We start from the raw sequence: 23,942 nt of genomic DNA on the forward strand, positions 1-23,942 counted from the left end.
TCATGAATAGAGAAGAAGTAACATTGTTAGGTTTTGAAATCGTAGCCTATGCTGGCGATGCTCGTTCAAAACTATTGGAAGCCTTGAAGGCTGCTGAAGCTGGTGATTTTGCAAAAGCGGATAGCTTAGTTGAGGAAGCTGGTTCTTGCATTGCAGAGGCTCACCACGCGCAAACAAGTCTATTGACCAAGGAAGCAGCTGGCGAGGATTTGGCTTATAGTGTAACCATGATGCATGGCCAAGACCACTTGATGACAACTATTTTGTTAAAAGATTTGATGCATCATTTAATTGAACTCTACAAGAGAGGAGTTAAATAATGAATAAACTAATTGCATTTATTGAGAAAGGAAAACCTTTCTTTGAGAAGCTATCTCGTAATATCTATCTTCGTGCTATTCGTGATGGTTTTATTGCAGGTATGCCTGTTATTCTCTTTTCAAGTATTTTTATCTTGATTGCCTTTGTACCAAACTCATGGGGCTTTAAATGGTCTGATGAAGTTGTAGCTTTTCTGATGAAACCTTACAGCTATTCAATGGGGATTCTAGCTCTCTTGGTAGCTGGTACAACAGCTAAATCACTGACCGACTCAGTAAACCGTAGCATGGAAAAAACTAACCAAATCAACTATATGTCAACACTGTTGGCAGCAATTGTTGGTTTGTTGATGTTGGCAGCTGATCCTATCGAAAATGGCCTAGCTACTGGATTCTTGGGGACAAAAGGCTTGCTTTCAGCCTTCCTTGCTGCCTTTGTTACGGTAGCTATCTATAAGGTTTGTGTTAAGAACAACGTCACTATTCGCATGCCTGACGAAGTTCCACCAAATATCTCACAAGTCTTTAAAGATGTGATTCCATTCACTCTCTCAGTTGTTTCTCTTTATGTTCTTGATATCCTTGCTCGTCAATTTGTTGGTGCAAGCGTAGCAGAATCAATCGGTAAATTCTTTGCACCATTATTCTCTGCTGCTGATGGTTATCTTGGTATTACCATTATCTTTGGTGCCTTTGCCTTCTTCTGGTTTGTTGGTATCCATGGTCCATCTATCGTTGAACCAGCAATCGCAGCTATTACCTATGCAAATGCCGAAGTCAACTTGAACCTTCTTCAACAAGGTATGCACGCTGACAAGATTCTTACTTCTGGTACACAAATGTTTATCGTTACCATGGGTGGTACTGGTGCGACACTGGTTGTTCCATTCATGTTCATGTGGTTGACCAAATCGAAACGAAACCGTGCAATCGGACGTGCTTCAGTAGTGCCAACTTTCTTTGGTGTAAATGAACCAATCTTGTTTGGTGCACCACTTGTATTGAATCCAATCTTCTTCATTCCATTTATCTTTGCTCCTATCGCAAACGTTTGGATTTTCAAATTCTTTATTGAAACACTTGGAATGAACTCATTTACTGCTAATCTACCATGGACAACTCCAGCTCCACTAGGTCTAGTTCTTGGTACTAACTTCCAAGTTCTATCATTCATTCTTGCTGCCCTTCTAATCGTGGTTGACGTAGTCATTTACTATCCATTCCTTAAAGTCTATGATGAACAAATTCTTGAAGAAGAGCGTTCAGGTAAGTCTAATGATGAATTGAAAGAAAAAGTTGCTGCAAACTTCAACACTGCAAAAGCAGATGCTATTCTTGAAAAAGCGGGTGTCGATGCAGCTAAAAATACAATCACTAAAGAAAAAAATGTCTTGGTTCTTTGTGCAGGTGGAGGGACAAGTGGACTTCTTGCAAATGCTTTGAATAAGGCAGCAGCAGAGTACAATGTTCCTGTGAAAGCAGCAGCAGGTGGCTATGGTGCTCACCGTGAAATGTTGCCAGAGTTTGATTTGGTTATCCTTGCCCCTCAAGTAGCTTCTAACTTTGAAGACATGAAAGCAGAAACCGATAAACTCGGTATTAAACTTGCGAAAACAGAAGGTGCTCAATACATCAAATTAACTCGTGATGGAAAAGGTGCTCTAGCATTTGTACAAGCTCAATTCGATTAAGGCTAGGGACTGTGAAACAGTCTCCTCTCGTTACGGAAATCGTTATGGCGAATTTCCTAATCGCCTTGTTAATTCGTCGGTAAAAAGATATCGTTTTTACCTCCTCATGTCACAATTCGATTAATAATAGGGACTATGAAATAGTTTCCTCTCGTTACGGAAATCGCTATGGCGAATTTCCTAATCGCCTTATTAATTCGTCGGTAAAAAGATTTTGTTTTTACCTTCTCATGTCACAATTCGATTAATAATAGGGACTATGAAATAGTTTCTTCTCGTTACGGAAATCGCTATGGCGAATTTCCTAATCGCCTTGTTAATTCGTCGGTAAAAAGATATTGTTTTTACCTTCTCATGTCACAATTCGGTGACTTAGTACAAGAAGTGAGATGGAGAATAAAACCTCACTAGCCTCCTCTCCATCTTATTTCTTTTTTAATTAAAAGGAGAATTATATGTCAAAAACATTACCAAAAGACTTTATTTTCGGTGGCGCTACAGCTGCTTATCAAGCAGAAGGTGCTACACATACTGATGGAAAAGGACCAGTTGCTTGGGATAAATATCTTGAAGATAACTACTGGTACACTGCGGAGCCAGCTAGTGATTTTTACAATCGATATCCAGTTGATCTCAAGCTAGCAGAAGAGTATGGTGTCAATGGTATTCGAATTTCTATTGCTTGGTCACGTATTTTCCCAACCGGTTACGGTCAAGTAAATCAGAAAGGTGTCGAGTTTTATCATAATCTATTTGCAGAGTGTCACAAACGTCATGTTGAACCTTTTGTAACTCTTCATCACTTTGACACACCAGAAGCTCTCCACTCAAATGGAGACTTCTTAAACCGTGAAAATATCGAACACTTTGTAGATTACGCTGCCTTCTGTTTTGAAGAATTTCCAGAAGTAAACTATTGGACAACATTCAATGAAATTGGACCAATCGGTGATGGTCAATATTTGGTTGGTAAATTCCCTCCAGGTATCCAGTACGACCTTGCCAAAGTCTTTCAATCACACCACAATATGATGGTGTCTCATGCACGCGCGGTAAAATTGTATAAAGAGAAAGGCTATAAAGGGGAAATTGGTGTTGTTCACGCCCTGCCTACTAAATATCCTCTAGATCCTGAAAATCCAGCAGATGTTCGTGCAGCTGAGTTGGAAGATATTATTCACAATAAATTTATCTTGGATGCAACTTATCTGGGTCACTACTCTGAAAAGACCCTGGCAGGGGTAGAGGCTATCTTGGCTGCCAATGGTGGTATCTTAGATCTTCATGAAGAAGATTTCGAAGTATTAGAAGCTGCGAAAGACTTGAACGACTTCCTTGGAATCAATTACTATATGAGTGATTGGATGGAAGCCTTTGATGGAGAAACTGAAATCATCCATAATGGTAAAGGTGAAAAAGGAAGCTCTAAATACCAAATCAAAGGTGTTGGTCGTCGTGTAGCTCCTGATTATGTACCACGTACGGACTGGGATTGGATTATCTACCCTCAAGGTTTGTATGACCAAATCATGCGCGTGAAGAAAGATTATCCGAACTATAAGAAGATTTACATCACTGAAAATGGTCTCGGATATAAAGATGAGTTCGTCGATAATACTGTTTACGATGATGGCCGTATTGATTATGTCAAACAACACTTGGAAGTATTATCTGATGCTATTGCTGATGGAGCGAATGTAAAAGGTTACTTCATTTGGTCATTAATGGATGTCTTCTCATGGTCAAATGGGTATGAAAAACGCTACGGTCTCTTCTATGTAGACTTTGAAACTCAAGAACGTTATCCTAAGAAATCAGCTCACTGGTACAAGAAAGTAGCGGAAACTCAGATTATTGATTAAATTGTTGACAAAAATCCCCACCAATTGGTGGGGATAGTTTTATGGTCTAGAAAGAATAATTTTTGTTTGTTTTGAAAGTTGATCGAATGTTTCTTTGCTCAGTTTAGAGTCTGAAACGATGGTATCAATATCAGAGATATTGTAGAAGGTGTAGAAATCAAATTTATTGAACTTACTATGGTCAGCTAGTAAGTATTTTTTATTGGAATTGTTGAGGGCGATGCGTTGAGATTCACCTTCCTCTTCACTAAAGGTCGCAATCGCATTGTCTTTAATACCATTACAGCTAACGAAGGCTTTAGAAAATTGGAGATTGGCCAAGTTTTGCAAGGTTAGTGTTCCGACAAAGGCTCCAGTGATAGAGCGATAGTTTCCACCGATTAAAATCAAATCTGTTAGTTTTCGTTCGTTTAGGATGAGAAAAACTGGTAAACTGTTTGTTACAACACGAATATTATCGATTGGAAGTTCACGGGCAAAAGATTCCAAGGTTGTACCTGGGCCAATAAAAATAGTTTCACCTTCGTCAATTAAATGACCTGCAAAACGGCTGATTTCTTGTTTTTCTGCAATCTGCAAGCTTTGTTTTTCAATATTGGAACGTTCATTGTTTAAAATAGAACCTGTGCGAATTTTCTCAGCTCCCCCGTGAACTCGAACAAGTAGATCCTTGTCTGCCAACTCTTGCAAGTAGCGTCTAGCAGTCATATCTGATACATCCAAGCGAGCCATGATTTCTTTTACAGTAATAGTTCCCTTTGTATTTACCGTTTCTAGAATATTATCTAGTTTTTCCTGCTTTAACATCCTTATCACCTCTATTTCTATTACTATTTTATCATAAAGTGTTCAATCAATCAATTTAAAAAACAAAAGAAAACAAAACAAAAACATCATGGTTGTTTTAAACAAACCATGATGTTTTTGGCTCTCAGTTCTGGGATAATGCAATTAGTCTAAACCGTAGTTGTAGTCATCGTCTTGCATAGCTTCAACTTCGCCAAGAAGGTAACCATTTCCGACTTGAGAGAAGAAGTCGTGGTTAGAAGTTCCTGTTGAAATACCGTTCATGACGATTGGGTTGACATCATCAGCCGAATCTGGGAAGAGTGGATCTTGTCCCAGGTTCATGAGTGCCTTATTAGCATTGTAGCGAAGGAAGGTTTTAACTTCTTCCGTCCAACCAACACCGTCATAGAGGCTCTCTGTGTAGCCTTCTTCATTCTCGTAAAGAGTATAGAGCAGGTCGTACATCCATTCTTTTAGCTTTTCTTGCTCTTCTTCAGGCAATTCATTGAAACCAAGTTGGAATTTGTAACCAATGTAGGTTCCGTGAACAGACTCGTCACGAATGATCAATTTGATGATTTCAGCGACGTTGGCTAGTTTATTGTTCCCAAGATAGTAGAGGGGAGTGAAGAAACCAGAGTAGAAGAGGAAGGTTTCAAGGAAGACGCTGGCAACTTTCTTTTCAAGTGGACTACCGTTGAGGTAGATTTCATTGACAATCTCAGCCTTCTTTTGTAGATAAGGATTGGTATTAGTCCATTCGAAAATTTCTTCAATCTCAGCCTTGGTATTCAAAGTAGAGAAGATTGATGAGTAAGATTTTGCATGGACAGATTCCATAAATTGAATGTTGTTGAAGACAGCTTCCTCATGCGGTGTACGGATGTCCGAGCGAAGGGCCTGAACCCCTGTTTCAGATTGCATAGTATCGAGAAGTGTTAAACCACCAAAGACTTTTCCGACCAAGTCTTTCTCTTTGTTAGATAGCTTTCTCCAGTCATCCAAGTCGTTAGACAAGGGAATACGTGTATCAAGCCAGAATTGCTCTGTTAACTTTTCCCAAGTTGATTTATCGATGACATCTTCGATGGCATTCCAGTTAATGGCTTTGTAGTAAGTTTCCATTTGAAATCTCTTTCCGTGTTTAGTATTGTGATTTCACAATTATCTCTATTTTATCATAAATCTAGAGGAGTATCGCACAAAAAGTCGGAAGACCGACTTTTATTTCATAGTATAGATGTTTGTTCCAGCTTAGTTTAGTGTGGTAAATGAATCGCTAATCTGAGAAAATGTAGTTTCCTCAAGCAGAGATTAAATCACACAGCTTTCACATTGGTTGGCACCGACTTCTCCACCATCATCAGTAAAGGTACGGACGTAGTAGATAGACTTGATACCTTTGTTAAAGGCATAGTTACGAAGAATAGACAAGTCACGTGTCGTTTGTTTGTTTTCTTTCTTCCATTCGTAAAGTCCTTTTGGAATGTCACTACGCATGAAGAGAGTGAGTGAAAGTCCTTGGTCCACGTGCTCAGTCGCAGCAGCATAAACATCAATGACCTTACGCATATCCATGTCGTAGGCAGAAGTATAGTAAGGAATGGTTTCTGTTGACAAGCCAGCAGCAGGATAGTAGATTTTACCGATTTTCTTCTCTTGACGTTCTTCGATACGTTGCGTAATCGGGTGGATAGAAGCAGAAACGTCGTTGATGTAACTGATAGAACCATTTGGTGCTACAGCAAGGCGGTTTTGGTGGTAAAGACCATCTGCTTGAACCTTGTCGCGAAGTTCAGCCCAGTCAGCAGCACTTGGGATAAAGACATCTTTGAAGAGTTCTTTAACACGGTCTGATTTTGGAACAAACTCACCTGTAATATACTTGTCAAAGTAGCTTCCCTTAGCATAGTCTGATTTTTCAAAGTTGTGGAAGGTGATGCCACGTTCACGCGCGATATTGTTTGACTCAACCAAGGTCCAGTAGTTCATGAGCATGAAGTAGATGCTTGTAAACTCAACAGACTCAGGTGATCCATATTCAATCAATTGTTGGGCAAGGTAGCTGTGAAGTCCCATGGCACCAAGACCAAAGGTGTGAGCTTGGCTATTTCCATGGTCGATAGTAGGAACAGCTACGATGTGTGAACTATCTGTAACGAAAGTAAGGGCGCGAACCATAGCACGGATAGAACGACCAAAGTCAGGTGAAGTCATCATGTTGACCACGTTGGTTGAACCAAGGTTACATGATACGTCTGTTCCCATTTGAAGAAATTCTTGAGCATCGTTGATCAAGCTTGGTTCTTGAACTTGAAGAATCTCAGAGCACAAGTTACTCATGATAATCTTACCATCAACAGGATTTGCACGGTTAGCCGTATCAATGTTAACTACATAAGGGTATCCAGACTCTTGTTGCAATTTTGAGATTTCCGTTTCCAAATCACGCGCCTTGATTTTTGTCTTGCGGATGTTTGGATTTGCGACTAGTTCATCGTATTTTTCAGTGATGTCGATGTAGTTAAATGGCACACCATATTCAAGTTCTACAGAGTAAGGGCTGAAGAGGTACATTTCTTCATTTTTACGAGCCAATTCGTAGAATTTATCTGGTACAACAACACCGAGCGAAAGGGTCTTAACACGAACTTTTTCATCGGCATTTTCTTTCTTAGTTGAAAGGAAAGCGATGATATCTGGGTGAAAGACGTTGAGGTAGACAACACCAGCGCCTTGACGTTGCCCCAATTGGTTTGAATAAGAGAAGCTGTCTTCAAAAAGCTTCATAACTGGTACGACACCAGAAGCTGCTCCTTCATAGCCCTTGATAGGAGCTCCAGCTTCACGAAGGTTGCTGAGGGTAATTCCCACACCACCACCGATACGTGAAAGTTGAAGAGCAGAGTTGATAGAACGTCCGATAGAGTTCATATCATCTGTGACCTGAATCAAGAAACAAGATACCAACTCCCCACGACGAGCACGTCCAGCGTTCAAGAAGGAAGGAGTAGCAGGTTGGTAGCGTTGGTGGATGATTTCATTGGCAATATCAATTGCAATCGCCTCATCACCGTCAGCGAAATAAAGGGCGTTAAAGAAGACACGGTCTTCCATGCTTTCAAGATAATATTCACCGTCATTAGTCTTTAAGGCATATTGATTGTAAAATTTATAGGCAGCCATGAAAGACTTGAATTGGAAGTTTTGATCTTTGATAAATTGCGATAATTCTTCCAAAAACTCTGGTCGGTATTTCTTGATAAAGGCTGTTTCGATGTAGTTGTGTTCAATGAGGTAGTTAATTTTATCTTTGATTGAATCAAAAAACATAGTATTTGGAACTACATTTTCTTTAAAGAAGGCATCCAAGGCTTCTTTATCTTTATGAAGCATGATTTGTCCATTAACAGGACGATTGATTTCGTTATTGAGACGGAAGTAAGTTACGTCTTCAAGATGTTTTAATCCCATAAAATTTCCCTTATCTAATTACAAAAGAAAGGCCTCTAGTTAGCCCTAGAAGCAGTTCCTTCTGGATGATGTACTAAGATTATGCTAATTGTTTCAGTTTTCCTGGTTGGAAACCTGAGAAGACTTCAGTTGGTGTTTGGATAACAGGAGCTGCGCTGAAACCGAGCTCTTTAACTTGATCGATATACTCAGGTTGCTCATCAAGATTGATTTCTTTATATTCAACGTTATTACTGTCCAAGAAACGTTTGGTCATCTTACATTGGACACAGTTATTTTTAGAATAAACGGTTACCATTGTGTAACTCCTCTTTCAAAATAGATTACTTTCTTAGTATATCAGAAATTAAAATTTTGTCAACGATTTGAAACTAAATATAGTGGTCTGTTTTTGTACATAACTAAACAAAACACAATATGTAGTGTTTGTTTTGGAAAATAGTGATAATTCTCCTATAAGTTGTTTTTTAGAAAACTATATCCTGTGTTTTGTTATCTAGAATAGAAGATTTTCAGCAAGTTATCTGAAAGGAAATCGAATAAATCCCATAAAATGCTTGAAAAAAATCCTAGAAGATGATATAATACCAAATTGTAAGGGTTATCACATATAACTCAAAAAAGAAAGAACAAAAGGAGAGTCAAACTATGGCTTCTAAAGATTTCCACGTAGTGGCAGAAACAGGTATTCACGCACGTCCAGCAACATTGTTGGTACAAACTGCTAGCAAATTTGCTTCAGATATCACTCTTGAGTACAAAGGTAAATCAGTTAACCTTAAATCAATCATGGGTGTTATGAGTCTTGGTGTTGGCCAAGGTGCTGACGTAACTATCTCAGCTGAAGGTGCAGATGCAGATGACGCTATCGCTGCAATCTCAGAAACAATGGAAAAAGAAGGATTGGCATAAGGAAAATGACAGAAATGCTTAAAGGAATCGCAGCATCTGACGGTGTTGCAGTTGCAAAAGCATATCTACTCGTTCAACCGGATTTGTCATTCGAGACTGTTTCAGTCGAAGATACAAACGCAGAAGAGGCTCGTTTGGATGTAGCTCTTGAAGCTTCTCAAAACGAGCTTTCTCTTATCCGTGAGAAAGCTGTAGGTACGCTTGGTGAAGAAGCGGCTCAAGTTTTTGACGCTCATTTGATGGTTCTTGCTGACCCAGAATTGATTGGTCAGATTAAAGAAACAATTCGTGCTAAGAAAGTCAATGCTGAAGCAGGTCTTAAAGAAGTGACTGACATGTTCATCACTATCTTTGAAGGCATGGAAGACAACCCATACATGCAAGAACGTGCAGCGGATATCCGCGATGTGACAAAACGTGTATTAGCAAACCTTCTTGGTAAGAAATTACCAAACCCAGCTTCAATCAATGAAGAAGTAATCGTGATTGCACATGACTTGACACCATCTGATACAGCTCAATTGGACAAAAACTTTGTAAAAGCTTTTGTAACAAACATCGGTGGACGTACAAGCCACTCAGCTATCATGGCACGTACACTTGAAATTGCAGCTGTATTGGGAACAAATAACATCACTGAAGTAGTGAAAGACGGTGATATCCTTGCCGTTAACGGAATTACTGGTGAAGTGATTATCAACCCAACTGATGAGCAAGCGACAGAATTTAAAGCAGCTGGTGAAGCTTATGCTAAACAAAAAGCTGAATGGGCACTGTTGAAAGATGCTCAAACAGTGACTGCTGACGGTAAACACTTCGAGTTGGCTGCTAACATCGGTACTCCAAAAGACGTTGAAGGTGTTAACAATAACGGTGCTGAAGCCGTTGGACTTTACCGCACAGAGTTCTTGTACATGGATTCTCAAGACTTCCCAACTGAAGATGAGCAGTATGAAGCATACAAGGCTGTTCTTGAGGGAATGAATGGTAAACCAGTAGTTGTTCGTACGATGGATATCGGTGGAGATAAGGAACTTCCTTACTTCGATATGCCACACGAAATGAACCCATTCCTTGGATTCCGTGCCCTTCGTATCTCTATTGCCGAAACTGGAGATGCAATGTTCCGCACACAAATCCGTGCCCTTCTTCGTGCTTCTGTTCATGGTCAATTGCGTATCATGTTCCCAATGGTTGCCCTCTTGAAAGAATTCCGTGCAGCCAAAGCAGTCTTTGATGAAGAAAAAGCGAACCTTCTTGCGGAAGGAGTTGCAGTTGCGGATGATATCCAAGTTGGTATCATGATTGAAATCCCTGCAGCAGCTATGCTTGCAGACCAATTTGCTAAAGAAGTTGACTTCTTCTCAATTGGTACAAATGACTTGATCCAATACACAATGGCAGCAGACCGTATGAACGAACAAGTTTCATACCTTTACCAACCATATAACCCATCAATCCTTCGCTTGATTAACAACGTTATCAAGGCAGCTCACGCTGAAGGTAAATGGGCTGGTATGTGTGGTGAGATGGCTGGTGACCAAAAAGCTGTTCCACTTCTTGTCGGAATGGGCTTGGATGAGTTCTCTATGTCAGCAACATCTGTACTCCGTACACGTAGCTTGATGAAGAAATTGGATACTGCTAAGATGGAAGAGTACGCTAACCGTGCCCTTACAGAGTGTTCAACAATGGAAGAAGTTCTTGAACTTCAAAAAGAATACGTTAACTTCGATTAATGTCATTAACCTTGTAACTTAGTTGCAAGGTTTTTTGACGTATTTTGGAAAAGTATAGTCTTATAAAGTTCACTTTTCAATGCTCCAGAGGCATGGTATAATAGGGGGAAGTAAATAGAATAAGAGAGAAACCATGTCTAAAGAAATTGATATTGAGTATTACCACCAGCTAGCTTTGCAAAAGCAGAAGGAGCATCGCAAAGTCTTGGCCAATTTAAAGAAAAAGCCACCAAAAAATCTAGATAAGATAGCCCAGCAGATTCATCAAGAAGTCTTTGAGGAGATTGATTGCACTGCCTGTGCTAACTGTTGTAAGACTTTAGGCCCTGACTTCAAGGAAGCAGATATTACCCGTATTGCTAAGTATTTTAAGATGAAACTACCAGCTTTTGAAGCGGAGTTTCTGCAGGTGGATGAAGATGGAGATAAGGTTTTTAAATCCATGCCTTGTCCATTTTTGGGAGGAGATAATCTCTGTTCCATCTATGACGTTCGTCCAAAAGCCTGTCGTGAATTTCCCCATACAGACCGTAAAAAGATCCATCAAATCAACCATCTAACGATTAAGAATACCTTGACCTGTCCAGCAGCCTATCTCTTTGTTGAAAAATTAAAGAATAAGTTATAGAGATTTAAAGGATCAAAATTTTTTATAATAACTAGCAATATGAAGGGAGTGCTCCTGTGCCTAGACCAAAAACAAAAGAGGAGCTAGTGCTGGCCTCTAAGGAAAACTATGAAAAGCTCAACATTTTCATCTAAACGTTATATAAGATCAAAAGGGCTACCAAGTGACGGAGCCCTTTTGAGTTATACAAGCAAATTACCATGCAAAAGCTGTCGTTAAAGCATTGAGAGCTTCTAACCATTGCTTATTCTTTACAGGGCAAAGAGTTACGGATATACCTGCCATATCCAGACTGGTCATAAATGTTCCTGATTTTATAAAGGGAATAGTGATTCCTTCAATTTCTAAGAGTTGAAGGAGATCATTGATAAATATTCCCATTTCTAGGTTGCTGGTAGTGCCTAGATTATTTACAAGCAATATAAATTGATCACCCTTTTTCCAATGATAGTGTAATCTTAATTTACTTATAATTTCATTTGCAAGGATTTCCGATGATTGGAATGGGACGATACGATAGCCTTCTTCGCCATGTATCCCAATACCATAAGAAATATTTCCTTCTTCCAAGTTAAATAGTGGACGGGTGGCTTGGGGGAGACTAGCAGATTTCGTTGCAAAGCCAATCGTTGCGATTTCGGGAGCAAGCTGATGACCTAAATCAGTTAGTTGCTCGATGTCAGCACCATTTTGAGCTGCAAATCCTAGGATTTTATGAAGTAAGATTGTCCCTGCAAGCCCTCTTCCTCTAATTTGAAATCTATTGTGAGGTTCAATAGAAATATCGTCGTGTGCTAGACTATAGCCGACTTTAATTCCTTCTTGTCTAGCGGTGTTAATGGCCCAGCTAAATTCTTTGATGTCTGCTTCGAAATTTTTTACAATGATGAAGACACCGTGACCATTGTTTAAAAAACGAATGGACTCTAAGATTTCAGTTCTTGTAGGTGGAGTAAATAATTGGCCATAGATAGCAGCAGTAAGCATTCCTTCTCCCACATATCCAATATGAGCGGGTTCGTGACCGGAACCTCCACCCGACAAGATTGGAACCTGATGAGGATTTCGATTTTTTTGATAGACTAATGGTAAAGTAGGGTGTTTTTCTAATTCGGGATGACTGCTAACAGTTGCTGAAATGTAACTTGAAATAATTTTCTGTTTATGATTTGAAATAAATGTCATTGTGGTCTCTTTCCAATAATTGTCATGATTAGAAAGTCTGGTTGTGGAACTGGACTTTTTTTATTGACGTAAGCCTTCACGATTTCTGCTAGAGCATGTGAATGATAGTCTAACAAAAAACAAGTATAAGCAGATGAATCGATATCAATCTGACCGTATTCTTTTAAAATTTTTGATACAAGCAAGCGACAGTAACTGATAAAGTGGTCATAGAAGTTATTTTGCCCTTGAATATCAAAAAGTTGAATATAAAAGTCACGCTCTTGTTCGAAATAAAAAAATAATTCTTGTAATAGTTTTTGGCCTGAAATGAAGTCCAAGTTATTGGTGATATACTCGGTTAAGTCATTTTCAAATATCCAGTCTAGCAGTTCATATTTGTCAAGAAAGTGATTATAAAAGGTCTGTCTACGAATGCCAGCTGATTCCATGATATCTACAATAGAGATTTTATCAAATTCTCTAGTAGCTAATAGGTCTCTAAATGCCTTGGCAATTCGTTTTTTTGTAATGAGTGATGATGCCATAGGAAACCTTTCTTTTACTTACTTCATTTTACCAAAAAATGTTTTAAACGGGTTTAAAAGGGGACAAATAATAGAATCTGTCCCTTATCAGCCAGCAATAAAAAATATATAATGAAAACGAAAACAAAGGTACATGCCGAAAGGAGTTTCTCATGAAAAAAATTATAAATGAACCGACACAAGTTGTTGATGAAATGTTGCAGGGATTGTCATTCATGCATGATGACTTGGTAGAACGCTTAGATGGTTTTGATGTCATCGTTAGAAAGGCAGAAAAGACAGGAAAAGTTGGACTCATTTCAGGTGGAGGTTCAGGACATGAACCAAGTCATGCTGGATTTGTAGGAGATGGAATGTTGTCTGCTGCCATTTGTGGAGCAGTCTTCACTTCACCTACTCCGGACCAAATATTAGAAGCCATTAAGGCGGCTGATGAAGGTGCTGGAGTTTTCATGGTTATCAAGAACTATTCTGGAGACATCATGAACTTTGAAATTGCACAAGAACTTGCTGAAATGGAAGGTATTGATGTAGCAAGCGTTGTGGTTGATGATGATATTGCTGTTGAAAATAGTCTCTATACCCAAGGGCGTCGAGGTGTTGCAGGTACTATTTTAGTCCATAAAATTTTGGGTGATGCAGCTCGTTCTGGTAAATCATTATCTGAAATGAAGGACTTGGCCGACAAACTTGTCTTAGAAATTAAAACAATTGGGTTGGCCTTGTCTGGAGCAACCGTTCCTGAAGTTGGTAAACCAGGATTTGTTCTAGAAGATGATGAATTTGAATATGGAGTTGGTATTCACGGTGAGCCTGGATATAAAAAAGAGAAAATGCAACCTTCAGCACAATTGGCTTCAGAATTGGTTGAAAAATTATCTGAAGGTTTCCAACTTAAAGCTGGTGAACGCTATGGGCTTCTCATCAATGGTTTAGGAAGCACACCACTTATGGAGCAATACGTATTTGCAAATGATGTGGCTAAATTACTCCATGAAAAAGGTGTTGAGTTGGCGTTTAAGAAAATTGGAAACTATATGACTTCAATCGATATGGCTGGTTTGTCATTGACATTGATTCGATTGGCAGATGATGAGTGGTTGGATGCTTTAAATGCACCTGTTACAACACCAGCTTGGTAAAACTCAAGGAGGAAATGTCGCATGAATGCTGAACAAGCTCTTGAATGGATGAAGCTTTTTAATGAAAAGATTCAAGAACAGAAAGATTATCTTAGTGAGCTAGACACTCCTATAGGAGATGGAGACCACGGTGGAAACATGGCGCGTGGAATGGCTGCAGTTATGGAAAATTTAGAAGGAAAGCAATTTGAAACCAGCAGTGATGTGTTTAAACTTGTCTCAATGCAACTACTAAGTAAGGTAGGAGGTGCTTCTGGTCCCTTGTATGGCTCTGCTTTTATGGGAATGTCCAAGGCTGATTCTCATTCAAAATTAGAAGAAATCTTACAAAGTGGTCTGGATATGATTGTCAAACGTGGAAAAGCAGAAGTTGGAGAGAAGACAATGGTTGATGTTTGGACTCCTGTTATTGCTGCCTTGTCTGCTGGTCAATTGACTCATGAGCTTATTGATAAGCTAGTGAATGCTACCAAAGATTTACTTGCAACTAAAGGAAGGGCATCTTATGTAGGAGAACGTTCTCTTGGACATATTGATCCTGGGTCATTCTCATCAGGATTACTCTTTACTGCTCTTTTAGAAACTGGGGTGGTTTAATGGGAAGTATTGGTCTTGTTATCGTTTCACATTCCAAACACATTGCACAAGGTGTCGTTGAACTGATTAGTGAAGTAGCTAAAGATGTTCCGATTACTTATGTAGGAGGAACCGAAGATGGAGGAATTGGAACGAGTTTTGATCAAGTAGATAGGGTTGTTTCCGAAAATCCAGCAGATACTTTATTAGCCTTTTTTGACCTAGGTTCTGCTAAAATGAACTTAGAAATGGTGGCTGATTTCAGTGATAAAAGTATCATCATCAACAGGGTTCCAATTGTAGAAGGTGCCTATACTGCAGCTGCTCTTCTTCAGGCTGGTGCAGAACTGTCAGTTATTCAAACACAGTTGGCGGAGCTTGAAATCAATAAATAAGGAATCTTCCTATCATTCCTTTTATAGGTGAGCTATTGATTATCTCAACTATCAAATTTTAAGTAAATAATTTCAAAATCAGAAAGGGATTGCTTTATGCAGTTCCTTTTTATTTTAACAGGAGTAAAGCTATAGTGTTTCTAAATTGTGAATCATTCAAAACAGATTGTGATGGGACTATTCTAGCTTTAGAATCCTTCAAAAATTAACATTTAAGGCTATCAATGGCTTAGAATAGTGCGAAAACATTTAGTTTATAGGAATTCTAGGTCTAGAATTACATGGATATATATGAAGTTAGGGTATTCGATAGTTAGGATTGTTCTATTCTGAAAGATTTGGGCTGTCAATTGTATGGGATAGTAGTTTGCCAATGAATTTTGAAAATTAGAGAGGATAAAAAGAATCTTGACATTATTAGTTTCTTGCATTATAATGAAATTACGTACCATTAGTATGTTGGAAAGGAGTTATAATGGCAAGGAATAGAAACCCACATGAAACTAGAAAAAAATACTAGAAGTTTCGAAAGATTTATTTTTAGAAAAAGGATTTGATAATACCTCAATACAAGATATAATCGATGGGTTAGGTGGGTTGACAAAAGGTGTTATTTATCATCATTTCGAGTCTAAAGATGAAATATTGCAATCAATCATTAGCGAAAATAATCAAGAAATTTTAAATTACAATTGGAGAGGAGATACTGCATTAGAAAAAATACAAAATTCTTTGATGGATGCGTTCTCTAATTTAGAACAACAAAGATTAGTATACTCTGTCTCAATTATGCTAAGAAGTCCACGTTTGTTAGGAGAGCAGTATTTAAGTTTATTTTCTGATTTTTTACCAGGGATTAGAGAAAAAGTTTTCGAAGGTGTTAAAGATAAATCAATTAAAACAGAATATCCTGAAGAGCTAGCTGATTTGATTGTTTTAACTTTGAATATTTGGATTGGGTTTCAAATTTCTATTTATTCAGTAGAAGAATTAAAGAGTAAAATGAAGTTCATTAAACTAACTTTTGAAGGTTTGGGAGTGCAGTTGATTACTGATGAAATGATGGAAGTAATTTTCCAATTATTTGATCACTTAAAAGGTGTCAAATAAATTTTAAGTATTGATATTTAAAAAAATACCATACTCTAGATATGGTATTAAAAATTCCAGTATACATACCTTTAGTATGTTTATTTTTTGAATCTTAACATACCGGGAGTATGTAAGGTGTTTTTTGAATAGTGTAATTAATATTAACAAAATTTTTTGGAGGAAAAATCTATGTTGTCGCTTATTAAAATTGAATTAAATAAAGTTTCTAAATTTAAATTATTTTTAGCATGGCTGTGTACTATATTTATAGTGTTAGGTATTACAGCAATCATTATTATGGGTTTAGGTACTGACAATAAACTAGGAGAATTCACTGGACAGGATTCTAATGTTATTAGAATTACTGATAAATGGGGAAGTTGGGCAATTGCAACATCATTGTTTGGCTCTTTATTTACCAAAGCAGCATTTTTAATTTTCGAATCTTATTTATTGTCTACGATTATTATTGATGAATTTAAACGAAGAACAATTTTTCAGCTGTTTTCCTACCCTGTTTCTAAAATAAAGTTACTATGGGGAAAAGTACTTACAGTAATTCTGATATCATTTATTGCTCATTTTACTGCACATTTAGTTATTCAATTATTAATTAAATTAGTAGCAGTTTTAACCGAATCAAATTATATCCCAATAGCTAATCAAATGATTAACTTAGCTGGAATTACGGTTGGAACGGTATTAATCGGAATACTACCTTTTGTTTTAGGTATGATTAAGCATTCAACAGCTATAACAATGCTTACAGGACTTGGTTTAGCAGCATTACTTTCAAATGTAAGTCCAGGAAGTTTATCTAATAATATTGCTGATAACTTATTCTTTTTGATATTTGCAAGTTTCATAAGTTTAATGATTACTTCATTTTCAATTTATACTATTTCAAGACAAGATATTAATATCAAGTAGTATAGCTGAATTTAATGGAAGTAAAATGATAATTCTTTAATGATTACTTTAAAAGAAGAGCTGGATAAATTGGTATTTATGCTCCTGAAGAAAAATCCTTGCATTTAAAGCTAGATATAGAAAGAGAGATAGAAATGAGAAATATTGTTGAAATAAAAGAAGTTTTTAAAACAATTGATAAAGAAGAAATTTTAAGTGGTATTAACTTACAAATTTCTGAAGGAGAAATCTATGGATTTTTAGGACCAAATGGCGCAGGGAAAACAACTTTAATGAAATGCATGTTATCCTTATCAACTGTTACATCTGGTAGTATTGAAATCTTTAGGAAAAATCTACAAGAACACAGAGAAGAAATCCTAAGTCAGGTTGGAAGTGTTATTGAAACACCAATTTTTTATGATAATTGCACTGCAAAAGAAATTTTAGAAATTCACGCTCAGTATATGGGGAAAAATATTATTGAATCAGATATAATAAGAGCCTTAAGAATGGTCGGATTAAAGAATACGACTAAAAAAGTAAAAGAGTTTTCGTTAGGAATGAGGCAAAGGCTTGGTTTAGCTCGTGCCTTTCTAACAAAACCTAAATTGTTAATTTTAGATGAGCCAATCAATGGTTTAGATCCAATAGGAATTCAAGAAATTCGAAATCTTTTGTTGTCTCTTTCTAAGGAGCATGGAATTACAATACTAATATCGAGTCATATATTATCGGAAATTTCACAGATAGCAGATAAAATTGGTTTTATCAAAAATGGAGAAATGCTAGAACAGGTCTCTATGAAAGAGATTAGGAGGGAGAATATTGACTTAGAAGAATATTTTATGTCACATTTTCTAAATGAAATGTAAGAATTACGAGGTAGATTAGGAATGAAACAATTGACAAAGTACCATAAGAAGTATTTTTATACTTTCATGATTTTTAATATATTAGTTCCTTTAACTAATATTGCTTTTGCTTATTCTATTAAAATTATAATTGATAGTGGAATGTCCCAAAATAGGGAAGCTCTAACCCAAGCGATACTAATAGGCGCTATCGTAATATTTATCTATGCCAGTCTTAATTTTATATCCCTTCGATTAAGAAATAAACTTGTTAGGCAGATTATGTCAAGATACAAAAATAAGGTGTTTAAATCTATTTTAGATAGGGATTATAGAGAATTTTCTAAGGAAAAATCAGGGAAATTTATTTCAATATTAACTGAGAACATGAAGAAAATTGAGCAGGATTATTTGCACCAGTATTTTAATATTTCAAAAAATATTTCCTTAATGATTTTCTCACTAGTAGCCATGTTTATAGGTAATTGGTTTTTGACCTTATTAGTTATCATTGCTGGCATTATTCCTATGATGATTTCAGGTTTTATTGGACAAAAATCAGCCTCTCTACAAAATAGTTCTATGATAGCCGAGCAGAAATATTTAGCTAAGGTTAAAGATATTTTAGCAGGGTTTCTAGTTATAAAGAGTTTTAATGTGAAAGAGGCTATCGGTCAAGATTACAAAAACGAAAGCGAAAAATTGGATGAGATATATTTCATCAAAGGGAAATTTGATGTTTTATCTAATGTTATTTCTCAACTTTCAGGGATGATTGTTTTTTTAGTAGCCTTTGGTGGAGGAATGTATCTGGTCTTCGGTGGGCATACCACAATTGGGAGTGTTACAGCTATTGTTCAACTAGTCAATTTTGTAGTAATGCCACTAAATGAAATTGGTATGGGAATGAGTAAATTCCGCGAAGGTCAGGCTACACTGAATTCATTTGAGGTAAAAGATGTAATCGAACTTCAAACTCGTAAAACGAAAGAATATTTTGATGATGTCATTTCTTTTTCAAATGTAGATTTTTCCTACCCTAATACTGAGGAAAAGATTTTTAATAAATTATCTTTACAGATCAAAAAGGGGGAAAAAATTGCAATAGTAGGTATGTCAGGTAGTGGAAAATCAACTTTACTCAATCTATTACTGCGTTTCTATGATGTAACAAGTGGGTATATCTCAATTGATAATCAAGATTTGCAAGCTATTTCAGCAGAGAGCCTTTATAACTTAATGACTATTGTTCAGCAAGATGTTTATATCTTTGATGATACTTTAAAAGCAAATATTACCCTTAGTCAATCCTTTACTGAAGATGATATAAAAAAAGCTGTACAGCAGTCTGGCTTAGAAAGTTATATTTTAGAAAATGAATTAGGTCTACAAACTTCATGTGGCGAGAATGGATCAAATCTATCTGGGGGAGAAAGACAGAGACTTAGTATTGCGCGTGCTTTAATTCGAAAAACACCAATCTTATTATTAGATGAGGCTACCTCGTCTTTAGATAATAAAGTTACTACTGAAATTGAAAATTCAATTTTAGAAATTCAAGATTTGACGGTTCTTGTTGTTACGCATAAGTTAAATAAGAGCATGTTGAAAAAATACAATAGAATTCTTTTTATGAAAAATGGAGTTATTGTTGAAGATGGTTCTTTTGATAACTTGATGGATAGGAAAGGTGAATTTTATAAATTGGTTGAGTTGAGTGTGTAGTGCTACCAGAATAAAAAGAGGATGAAAATCTTTAATCTCAAGTTGTTTTTCAATAATATTATGGTTGTATAAACAAAGGGAATTTGAGAATTAAAAAGTGACTAAAAAAGAAGGCTAAATAATATTAATCTGTAAAATACAACTCATCGAATATGATTAAATGGTAAATATCAATTAAATTGAAATTTTATAGTGTTATAATATAATTAAACCATAAGAGCAAGAAGGTTGTGCTTAAAAAATAATCTTAGTATAGCTTATCTCTGACAAATATTTAGATTATAGAGCTGTTTAATTTTAAGCAGTCATTATTTTTAATCATTAGGGGCTTCAAAGGAGAATATTTATAATGAAACATTTTTTTGCAGGAATTGGTGAGATAAGATTTAGTAGTTATCTATTGTCTCTATGTGTAGGACTAGCCCCTCTTTTTCATATCTATGTAATAGGCTCTGAAATGAATTTTGTGAAAATAGTGTTATCTATTTTGGGAATTATATTTGTTTGTATTTTAACTATTGCTCGAATTTATAGAAGATTTTTCTATAATTCACTAGAATAGTATGAGTTAGTTAATCAATTGGAACGATTATTCTTTGTGATACTATACCACTTTTAAGATTTTACATTAAACAACTGGCTGAAGTGAAAGTTGTTTATCTTAGAAAGGAAAACACCAACTTGTCCTACAAATTTTTACTCTTCGACCTCGACCACACCTTGCTTGATTTTGATGCTGCTGAGGATGTGGCTTTGACCCAACTTCTAAAGGAAGAAGGGGTTACAGATATTCAGGCCTATAAAGACTATTACGTTCCCATGAACAAGGCTCTCTGGAAGGATTTGGAACAAAAGAAAATTAGTAAACAAGAGCTGGTTAACACGCGCTTTTCTCGTCTATTTGCTCACTTTGGACTGGAGAAAGATGGTAGTTTTCTTGCCCAGCGTTACCAGTTTTACTTAGCCCAGCAGGGACAAACTCTTTCGGGCGCTCATGAACTCTTAGACAACCTCATTGAGCGAGATTATGAGCTGTATGCTGCGACAAATGGCATTACTGCCATTCAGACAGGGCGTTTGGCTCAATCTGGTCTAGCACCTTATTTCAACCAAGTCTTTATCTCTGAACAGTTGCAAACACAAAAGCCTGATGCTCTCTTTTATGAAAAAATCGGTCAACAGATTGCTGGATTTAGTAAAGAAAAGACGCTGATGATTGGAGATTCTCTAACCGCCGACATTCAAGGCGGCAATAATGCAGGGATTGACACGATTTGGTACAATCCTCATCACCTCGAAAACCCCACACAAGCCCAGCCAACCTACGAAGTCCATTCTTACCAAGACTTGCTGGATTGTTTAGATAAACTGTAAAAAGTGGTTTAGATAACCACTTTTTGCTATAATAGAGGCAGTAAAAAAGAAGGAGTCGGCTATGGAACACTCGTCTTGGCATGATTTGATTAAGGGACAATTACCTGAAGGTTATTTCGGGAAAATCAATCAGTTTATGGAGCAGGTCTATTCTCAAGGGACTATTTATCCGCCCAAAGAAAAGGTTTTTCAGGCCCTCTTGACAACACCGCTTGAAGACGTTAAGGTGGTGATTCTAGGGCAAGATCCCTATCACGGGCCAGGTCAAGCGCAGGGCTTAAGTTTTTCTGTACCTGACTCTATCCCAGCTCCTCCATCTTTGCAAAATATCTTGAAAGAATTGTCGGATGATATCGGGGTCAAGAAATCTCATGATTTGACAGCTTGGGCTGAGCAAGGAGTCTTACTTCTTAATGCTTGTTTGACGGTTCCTGCTGGACAGGCCAATGGTCATGCTGGTCAGATATGGGAGCCTTTTACGGATGCTGTGATTCAGGTGGTCAATCATCTAGATAGACCAGTCGTTTTTGTACTCTGGGGAGCCTATGCACGTAAGAAGAAGGCCTTAGTTACCAATCCTCATCACTTGATTATCGAATCAGCCCATCCAAGTCCTTTGTCAGTTTATAGAGGATTTTGGGGTTCCAAGCCTTTTTCCAAGGCCAATGCATTCTTAAAAGAAACAGGACAAGAGCCAATCGATTGGCTTAGATAAGGAGAGAATATGCCTCAGTTAGCGACGATTTGCTACATTGATAACGGGAAAGAACTGCTCATGCTCCACCGTAATAAGAAACCCAATGATGTCCATGAAGGGAAATGGATTGGTGTGGGTGGTAAGCTAGAGAGAGGTGAGACCCCTCAGGAATGCGCAGCACGTGAAATCCTCGAAGAAACAGGGCTCAAAGCTAAGCCGGTTTTAAAAGGTGTTATCACTTTTCCTGAATTTACGCCAGATTTAGACTGGTATACCTATGTTTTTAAGGTGACAGAGTTTGAAGGGGACTTGATTGACTGTAATGAGGGGACGCTGGAATGGGTTCCCTATGACGAGGTTTTGAGTAAGCCGACTTGGGAAGGTGACCATACCTTTGTTGGGTGGCTTTTAGAGGATAAACCCTTCTTCTCAGCCAAGTTTGTCTATGATGGGGATAAATTGTTGGATACCCAAGTTGATTTCTATGAATAAAGGAGAAAGCAGATGCTACTAATCAAAAATGGTCGTGTAATGGATCCTAAGTCTGGTTTGGATCAAGTGTGTGATGTTTTAGTTCAAGATGGGAAAATTATCAAAATTGCGACTGAGATCAAGGAAGAAGGAGCAGAGGTACTTGATGCTACTGGTCTAGTCGTTGCTCCTGGCTTGGTTGATATCCATGTTCATTTCCGTGAACCGGGACAAACTCATAAAGAAGATATTCATACAGGTGCTCTAGCAGCTGCTACAGGTGGTTTTACAACAGTTGTCATGATGGCTAATACCAGTCCAACCATTTCAGATGTAGAAACCCTGCAAGAAGTTCTCCAGTCAGCTGCCAAAGAGAAGATTAATGTTAAGACGGTTGCGACCATTACTAAAAATTTTAATGGCCAAGATTTGACTGACTTTAAGGCACTCTTAGAAGCTGGAGCTGTTGGTTTCTCTGATGACGGTATTCCGCTTGAAAGTAGTAAAGTTGTCAAGGAAGCCATGGAGAAAGCTAAAAAGCTTAATACCTTTATTAGTCTCCATGAGGAAGATCCAGGATTGAATGGGATTCTTGGCTTTAATGAAAATATCGCTAAAGAACATTTCCATATCTGTGGTGCAACTGGGGTGGCTGAGTATGCTATGATGGCGCGTGATGTCATGATTGCCTATGCGATCAAGGCTCATGTCCATATCCAGCATTTGTCTAAGGAAGAAAGTGTTAAAGTAGTGGAGTTTGCTCAGGAGCTGGGTGCGCAAGTCACAGCAGAAGTAGCGCCACAGCATTTCTCTAAGACAGAAGCACTTCTTTTGACACAAGGTAGCAATGCTAAGATGAATCCACCGCTTCGTTTGGAATCAGACCGTCGTGCTGTTATCGAAGGTCTAAAGTCAGGTGTCATCACAGTTATTGCGACTGACCATGCGCCTCACCATGCGGATGAAAAAAATGTTGAGGATATCACCAAAGCACCATCTGGCATGACAGGTTTGGAAACATCTCTTTCTCTCGGATTGACTTATTTGGTCGAAGCTGGTGAGTTAAGTTTGATGGAATTGCTTGAAAAAATGACATACAACCCATCCAAGCTTTACAATTTTGAAGCAGGTTACTTGGCTGAGAATGGTCCAGCGGACATCACTATTTTTGATGCTAAGGCTGACCGCCTTGTGGACTCCCATTTTGCTTCGAAAGCAGCTAATTCACCCTTTATCGGTGAAACCTTAAAAGGGCAGGTTAAATATACCATCTGTAAGGGACAAATCGTCTATCAAGCTTGATAGGAGTTGGAATATGAATTATTTTCGAAAACGTAGGGAGAGACAAGCAAAATCTAATAGCGGAATTTACTGTCCCGCATCTAATCGTTCTAAAATTCAATATGAAACTAAAGAAAAAGCTGACCATGCGGTTCAATATGATAATGGAGGTTTAGTTAGAAGCTATTATTGTCGTACATGTGCGTGTTGGCATACTACTTCAAAATCTAATAACCCTCCGCTAAGTTTGAAAAACTATGGTCTGAAACTCTTTGGTTTAGATAAATCAGAATAGAAAG

General features: G+C 37.5%; 24 protein-coding genes and 1 pseudogene. 19 read left to right on the plus strand and 6 right to left on the minus strand.

All coding sequences use genetic code 11. From position 1 onward, the window contains the following. Nucleotides 1-2: 2 nt before the first annotated feature. The 3 genes from SK642_RS04605 to lacG all read left to right on the plus strand — a co-directional run bounded on the left by SK642_RS04605 (nucleotide 3) and on the right by lacG (nucleotide 3,873). Nucleotides 3-320, plus strand: a complete 318-nt coding sequence (locus SK642_RS04605; RefSeq protein WP_001078323.1) for a PTS lactose/cellobiose transporter subunit IIA — start codon at nucleotides 3-5, stop codon at nucleotides 318-320. After that, on the plus strand, nucleotides 320-2,011 hold the full coding sequence (locus SK642_RS04610) for a lactose-specific PTS transporter subunit EIIC (RefSeq protein ID WP_033683560.1): 1,692 nt from the start codon (nucleotides 320-322) through the stop codon (nucleotides 2,009-2,011). The genes SK642_RS04605 and SK642_RS04610 overlap by 1 nt, the downstream gene beginning before the upstream one ends. Before the next feature lie 455 nt (nucleotides 2,012-2,466). After that, nucleotides 2,467-3,873, plus strand: coding sequence for a 6-phospho-beta-galactosidase (lacG, locus tag SK642_RS04615; protein WP_033683561.1), 1,407 nt, complete (start codon nucleotides 2,467-2,469; stop codon nucleotides 3,871-3,873). Nucleotides 3,874-3,912: 39 nt separating this feature from the next. On the opposite strand, the gene SK642_RS04620 is transcribed toward lacG, so the two are convergent. The 4 genes from SK642_RS04620 to nrdH form a co-directional block, all read right to left on the minus strand. Continuing rightward, on the minus strand, nucleotides 3,913-4,680 hold the full coding sequence (locus SK642_RS04620) for a DeoR/GlpR family DNA-binding transcription regulator (RefSeq protein ID WP_033683562.1): 768 nt from the start codon (nucleotides 4,678-4,680) through the stop codon (nucleotides 3,913-3,915). A 144-nt stretch (nucleotides 4,681-4,824) separates the two neighbouring features. Next, entirely contained in the window at nucleotides 4,825-5,787 is a 963-nt protein-coding gene (gene nrdF, locus SK642_RS04625; protein WP_033683563.1) for a class 1b ribonucleoside-diphosphate reductase subunit beta, read from the minus strand. A 189-nt stretch (nucleotides 5,788-5,976) separates the two neighbouring features. Continuing rightward, the gene (gene nrdE / locus SK642_RS04630) at nucleotides 5,977-8,136 is read right to left on the minus strand and encodes a class 1b ribonucleoside-diphosphate reductase subunit alpha (protein WP_033683564.1); all 2,160 of its coding nucleotides are present in this window, start codon (nucleotides 8,134-8,136) and stop codon (nucleotides 5,977-5,979) included. A 79-nt stretch (nucleotides 8,137-8,215) separates the two neighbouring features. Beyond that, nucleotides 8,216-8,434 carry a glutaredoxin-like protein NrdH gene (gene nrdH / locus SK642_RS04635; RefSeq protein ID WP_000259243.1) on the minus strand — a complete coding sequence of 73 codons (219 nt, stop codon included), beginning with the start codon at nucleotides 8,432-8,434 and terminating at the stop codon, nucleotides 8,216-8,218. A 350-nt stretch (nucleotides 8,435-8,784) separates the two neighbouring features. On the opposite strand from nrdH, the gene SK642_RS04640 reads away from it, so the two are divergent. The 3 genes from SK642_RS04640 (at nucleotide 8,785) to SK642_RS04650 (ending at nucleotide 11,415) form a co-directional block, all read left to right on the plus strand. After that, entirely contained in the window at nucleotides 8,785-9,048 is a 264-nt protein-coding gene (locus SK642_RS04640) for a phosphocarrier protein HPr (protein WP_000146947.1), read from the plus strand. A 5-nt stretch (nucleotides 9,049-9,053) separates the two neighbouring features. Then, complete coding sequence (ptsP, locus tag SK642_RS04645) at nucleotides 9,054-10,787, plus strand: phosphoenolpyruvate--protein phosphotransferase (protein WP_033683565.1); 1,734 nt, start codon at nucleotides 9,054-9,056, stop codon at nucleotides 10,785-10,787. A 133-nt stretch (nucleotides 10,788-10,920) separates the two neighbouring features. Further along, entirely contained in the window at nucleotides 10,921-11,415 is a 495-nt protein-coding gene (locus SK642_RS04650) for a YkgJ family cysteine cluster protein (RefSeq protein WP_033683566.1), read from the plus strand. A gap of 195 nt (nucleotides 11,416-11,610) precedes the next feature. On the opposite strand, the gene dhaQ is transcribed toward SK642_RS04650, so the two are convergent. Then, entirely contained in the window at nucleotides 11,611-12,600 is a 990-nt protein-coding gene (gene dhaQ / locus SK642_RS04655; RefSeq protein WP_033683567.1) for a DhaKLM operon coactivator DhaQ, read from the minus strand. Continuing rightward, nucleotides 12,597-13,127, minus strand: coding sequence for a dihydroxyacetone kinase transcriptional activator DhaS (gene dhaS / locus SK642_RS04660; RefSeq protein WP_000168605.1), 531 nt, complete (start codon nucleotides 13,125-13,127; stop codon nucleotides 12,597-12,599). Before dhaS ends, dhaQ begins: the two co-directional genes overlap by 4 nt. A 152-nt stretch (nucleotides 13,128-13,279) precedes the next feature. Between dhaS and dhaK the strand changes: the two genes are divergently transcribed. The 13 genes and pseudogenes from dhaK to SK642_RS04725 all read left to right on the plus strand — a co-directional run bounded on the left by dhaK (nucleotide 13,280) and on the right by SK642_RS04725 (nucleotide 23,938). Next, complete coding sequence (gene dhaK / locus SK642_RS04665; protein ID WP_000720681.1) at nucleotides 13,280-14,269, plus strand: dihydroxyacetone kinase subunit DhaK; 990 nt, start codon at nucleotides 13,280-13,282, stop codon at nucleotides 14,267-14,269. A gap of 21 nt (nucleotides 14,270-14,290) precedes the next feature. After that, nucleotides 14,291-14,866, plus strand: coding sequence for a dihydroxyacetone kinase subunit DhaL (dhaL, locus tag SK642_RS04670; protein WP_033683568.1), 576 nt, complete (start codon nucleotides 14,291-14,293; stop codon nucleotides 14,864-14,866). Next, nucleotides 14,866-15,240: a dihydroxyacetone kinase phosphoryl donor subunit DhaM gene (gene dhaM, locus SK642_RS04675; protein WP_033683569.1), complete on the plus strand. Its 375-nt coding sequence runs from the start codon at nucleotides 14,866-14,868 to the stop codon at nucleotides 15,238-15,240. Before dhaL ends, dhaM begins: the two co-directional genes overlap by 1 nt. A 475-nt stretch (nucleotides 15,241-15,715) precedes the next feature. Beyond that, a pseudogene (locus tag SK642_RS04680) lies at nucleotides 15,716-16,350 on the plus strand (TetR/AcrR family transcriptional regulator). Between the two features lie 171 nt (nucleotides 16,351-16,521). After that, the gene (locus SK642_RS04685; protein WP_000949748.1) at nucleotides 16,522-17,262 is read left to right on the plus strand and encodes an ABC transporter permease; all 741 of its coding nucleotides are present in this window, start codon (nucleotides 16,522-16,524) and stop codon (nucleotides 17,260-17,262) included. Between the two features lie 134 nt (nucleotides 17,263-17,396). Continuing rightward, nucleotides 17,397-18,116, plus strand: coding sequence for an ABC transporter ATP-binding protein (locus SK642_RS04690; protein ID WP_001244587.1), 720 nt, complete (start codon nucleotides 17,397-17,399; stop codon nucleotides 18,114-18,116). A 21-nt stretch (nucleotides 18,117-18,137) separates the two neighbouring features. Next, the gene (locus tag SK642_RS04695) at nucleotides 18,138-19,820 is read left to right on the plus strand and encodes an ABC transporter ATP-binding protein (RefSeq protein ID WP_033683570.1); all 1,683 of its coding nucleotides are present in this window, start codon (nucleotides 18,138-18,140) and stop codon (nucleotides 19,818-19,820) included. Between the two features lie 349 nt (nucleotides 19,821-20,169). Beyond that, nucleotides 20,170-20,382, plus strand: a complete 213-nt coding sequence (locus SK642_RS10915; RefSeq protein ID WP_000680089.1) for a hypothetical protein — start codon at nucleotides 20,170-20,172, stop codon at nucleotides 20,380-20,382. Between the two features lie 119 nt (nucleotides 20,383-20,501). Further along, entirely contained in the window at nucleotides 20,502-21,194 is a 693-nt protein-coding gene (locus SK642_RS04705) for a YjjG family noncanonical pyrimidine nucleotidase (RefSeq protein ID WP_033683571.1), read from the plus strand. 61 nt (nucleotides 21,195-21,255) lie between these two features. Next, nucleotides 21,256-21,909, plus strand: coding sequence for a uracil-DNA glycosylase (locus tag SK642_RS04710; RefSeq protein ID WP_033683573.1), 654 nt, complete (start codon nucleotides 21,256-21,258; stop codon nucleotides 21,907-21,909). Nucleotides 21,910-21,918: 9 nt separating this feature from the next. Then, nucleotides 21,919-22,383: an NUDIX hydrolase gene (locus SK642_RS04715; protein WP_001135770.1), complete on the plus strand. Its 465-nt coding sequence runs from the start codon at nucleotides 21,919-21,921 to the stop codon at nucleotides 22,381-22,383. A 12-nt stretch (nucleotides 22,384-22,395) separates the two neighbouring features. After that, on the plus strand, nucleotides 22,396-23,664 hold the full coding sequence (locus SK642_RS04720) for a dihydroorotase (RefSeq protein ID WP_033683574.1): 1,269 nt from the start codon (nucleotides 22,396-22,398) through the stop codon (nucleotides 23,662-23,664). Nucleotides 23,665-23,677: 13 nt separating this feature from the next. Then, the gene (locus tag SK642_RS04725) at nucleotides 23,678-23,938 is read left to right on the plus strand and encodes a hypothetical protein (RefSeq protein WP_001863992.1); all 261 of its coding nucleotides are present in this window, start codon (nucleotides 23,678-23,680) and stop codon (nucleotides 23,936-23,938) included. Nucleotides 23,939-23,942: the final 4 nt, after the last annotated feature.

It is taken from the genome of Streptococcus mitis, assembly GCF_000722705.1.
Taxonomy (GTDB): Bacteria; Bacillota; Bacilli; order Lactobacillales; family Streptococcaceae; genus Streptococcus; species Streptococcus mitis_P.

Bases quoted from the DNA above. Each gene is read 5' to 3' on its own strand.
- dhaM (WP_033683569.1), top strand. From the start codon at position 14,866: ATGGGAAGTATTGGTCTTGTTATCGTTTCACATTCCAAACACATTGCA.
- dhaS (WP_000168605.1), bottom strand. From the start codon at position 13,127: ATGGCATCATCACTCATTACAAAAAAACGAATTGCCAAGGCATTTAGA.
- SK642_RS04610 (WP_033683560.1), top strand. From the start codon at position 320: ATGAATAAACTAATTGCATTTATTGAGAAAGGAAAACCTTTCTTTGAG.
- SK642_RS04715 (WP_001135770.1), top strand. From the start codon at position 21,919: ATGCCTCAGTTAGCGACGATTTGCTACATTGATAACGGGAAAGAACTG.
- nrdE (WP_033683564.1), bottom strand. From the start codon at position 8,136: ATGGGATTAAAACATCTTGAAGACGTAACTTACTTCCGTCTCAATAAC.
- SK642_RS04710 (WP_033683573.1), top strand. From the start codon at position 21,256: ATGGAACACTCGTCTTGGCATGATTTGATTAAGGGACAATTACCTGAA.
- dhaK (WP_000720681.1), top strand. From the start codon at position 13,280: ATGAAAAAAATTATAAATGAACCGACACAAGTTGTTGATGAAATGTTG.
- SK642_RS04695 (WP_033683570.1), top strand. From the start codon at position 18,138: ATGAAACAATTGACAAAGTACCATAAGAAGTATTTTTATACTTTCATG.
- SK642_RS04605 (WP_001078323.1), top strand. From the start codon at position 3: ATGAATAGAGAAGAAGTAACATTGTTAGGTTTTGAAATCGTAGCCTAT.
- SK642_RS04720 (WP_033683574.1), top strand. From the start codon at position 22,396: ATGCTACTAATCAAAAATGGTCGTGTAATGGATCCTAAGTCTGGTTTG.
- SK642_RS04685 (WP_000949748.1), top strand. From the start codon at position 16,522: ATGTTGTCGCTTATTAAAATTGAATTAAATAAAGTTTCTAAATTTAAA.
- SK642_RS04620 (WP_033683562.1), bottom strand. From the start codon at position 4,680: ATGTTAAAGCAGGAAAAACTAGATAATATTCTAGAAACGGTAAATACA.
- SK642_RS04690 (WP_001244587.1), top strand. From the start codon at position 17,397: ATGAGAAATATTGTTGAAATAAAAGAAGTTTTTAAAACAATTGATAAA.
- dhaQ (WP_033683567.1), bottom strand. From the start codon at position 12,600: ATGACATTTATTTCAAATCATAAACAGAAAATTATTTCAAGTTACATT.
- nrdF (WP_033683563.1), bottom strand. From the start codon at position 5,787: ATGGAAACTTACTACAAAGCCATTAACTGGAATGCCATCGAAGATGTC.
- SK642_RS10915 (WP_000680089.1), top strand. From the start codon at position 20,170: ATGAAACATTTTTTTGCAGGAATTGGTGAGATAAGATTTAGTAGTTAT.
- dhaL (WP_033683568.1), top strand. From the start codon at position 14,291: ATGAATGCTGAACAAGCTCTTGAATGGATGAAGCTTTTTAATGAAAAG.
- ptsP (WP_033683565.1), top strand. From the start codon at position 9,054: ATGACAGAAATGCTTAAAGGAATCGCAGCATCTGACGGTGTTGCAGTT.
- nrdH (WP_000259243.1), bottom strand. From the start codon at position 8,434: ATGGTAACCGTTTATTCTAAAAATAACTGTGTCCAATGTAAGATGACC.
- SK642_RS04725 (WP_001863992.1), top strand. From the start codon at position 23,678: ATGAATTATTTTCGAAAACGTAGGGAGAGACAAGCAAAATCTAATAGC.
- lacG (WP_033683561.1), top strand. From the start codon at position 2,467: ATGTCAAAAACATTACCAAAAGACTTTATTTTCGGTGGCGCTACAGCT.
- SK642_RS04640 (WP_000146947.1), top strand. From the start codon at position 8,785: ATGGCTTCTAAAGATTTCCACGTAGTGGCAGAAACAGGTATTCACGCA.
- SK642_RS04650 (WP_033683566.1), top strand. From the start codon at position 10,921: ATGTCTAAAGAAATTGATATTGAGTATTACCACCAGCTAGCTTTGCAA.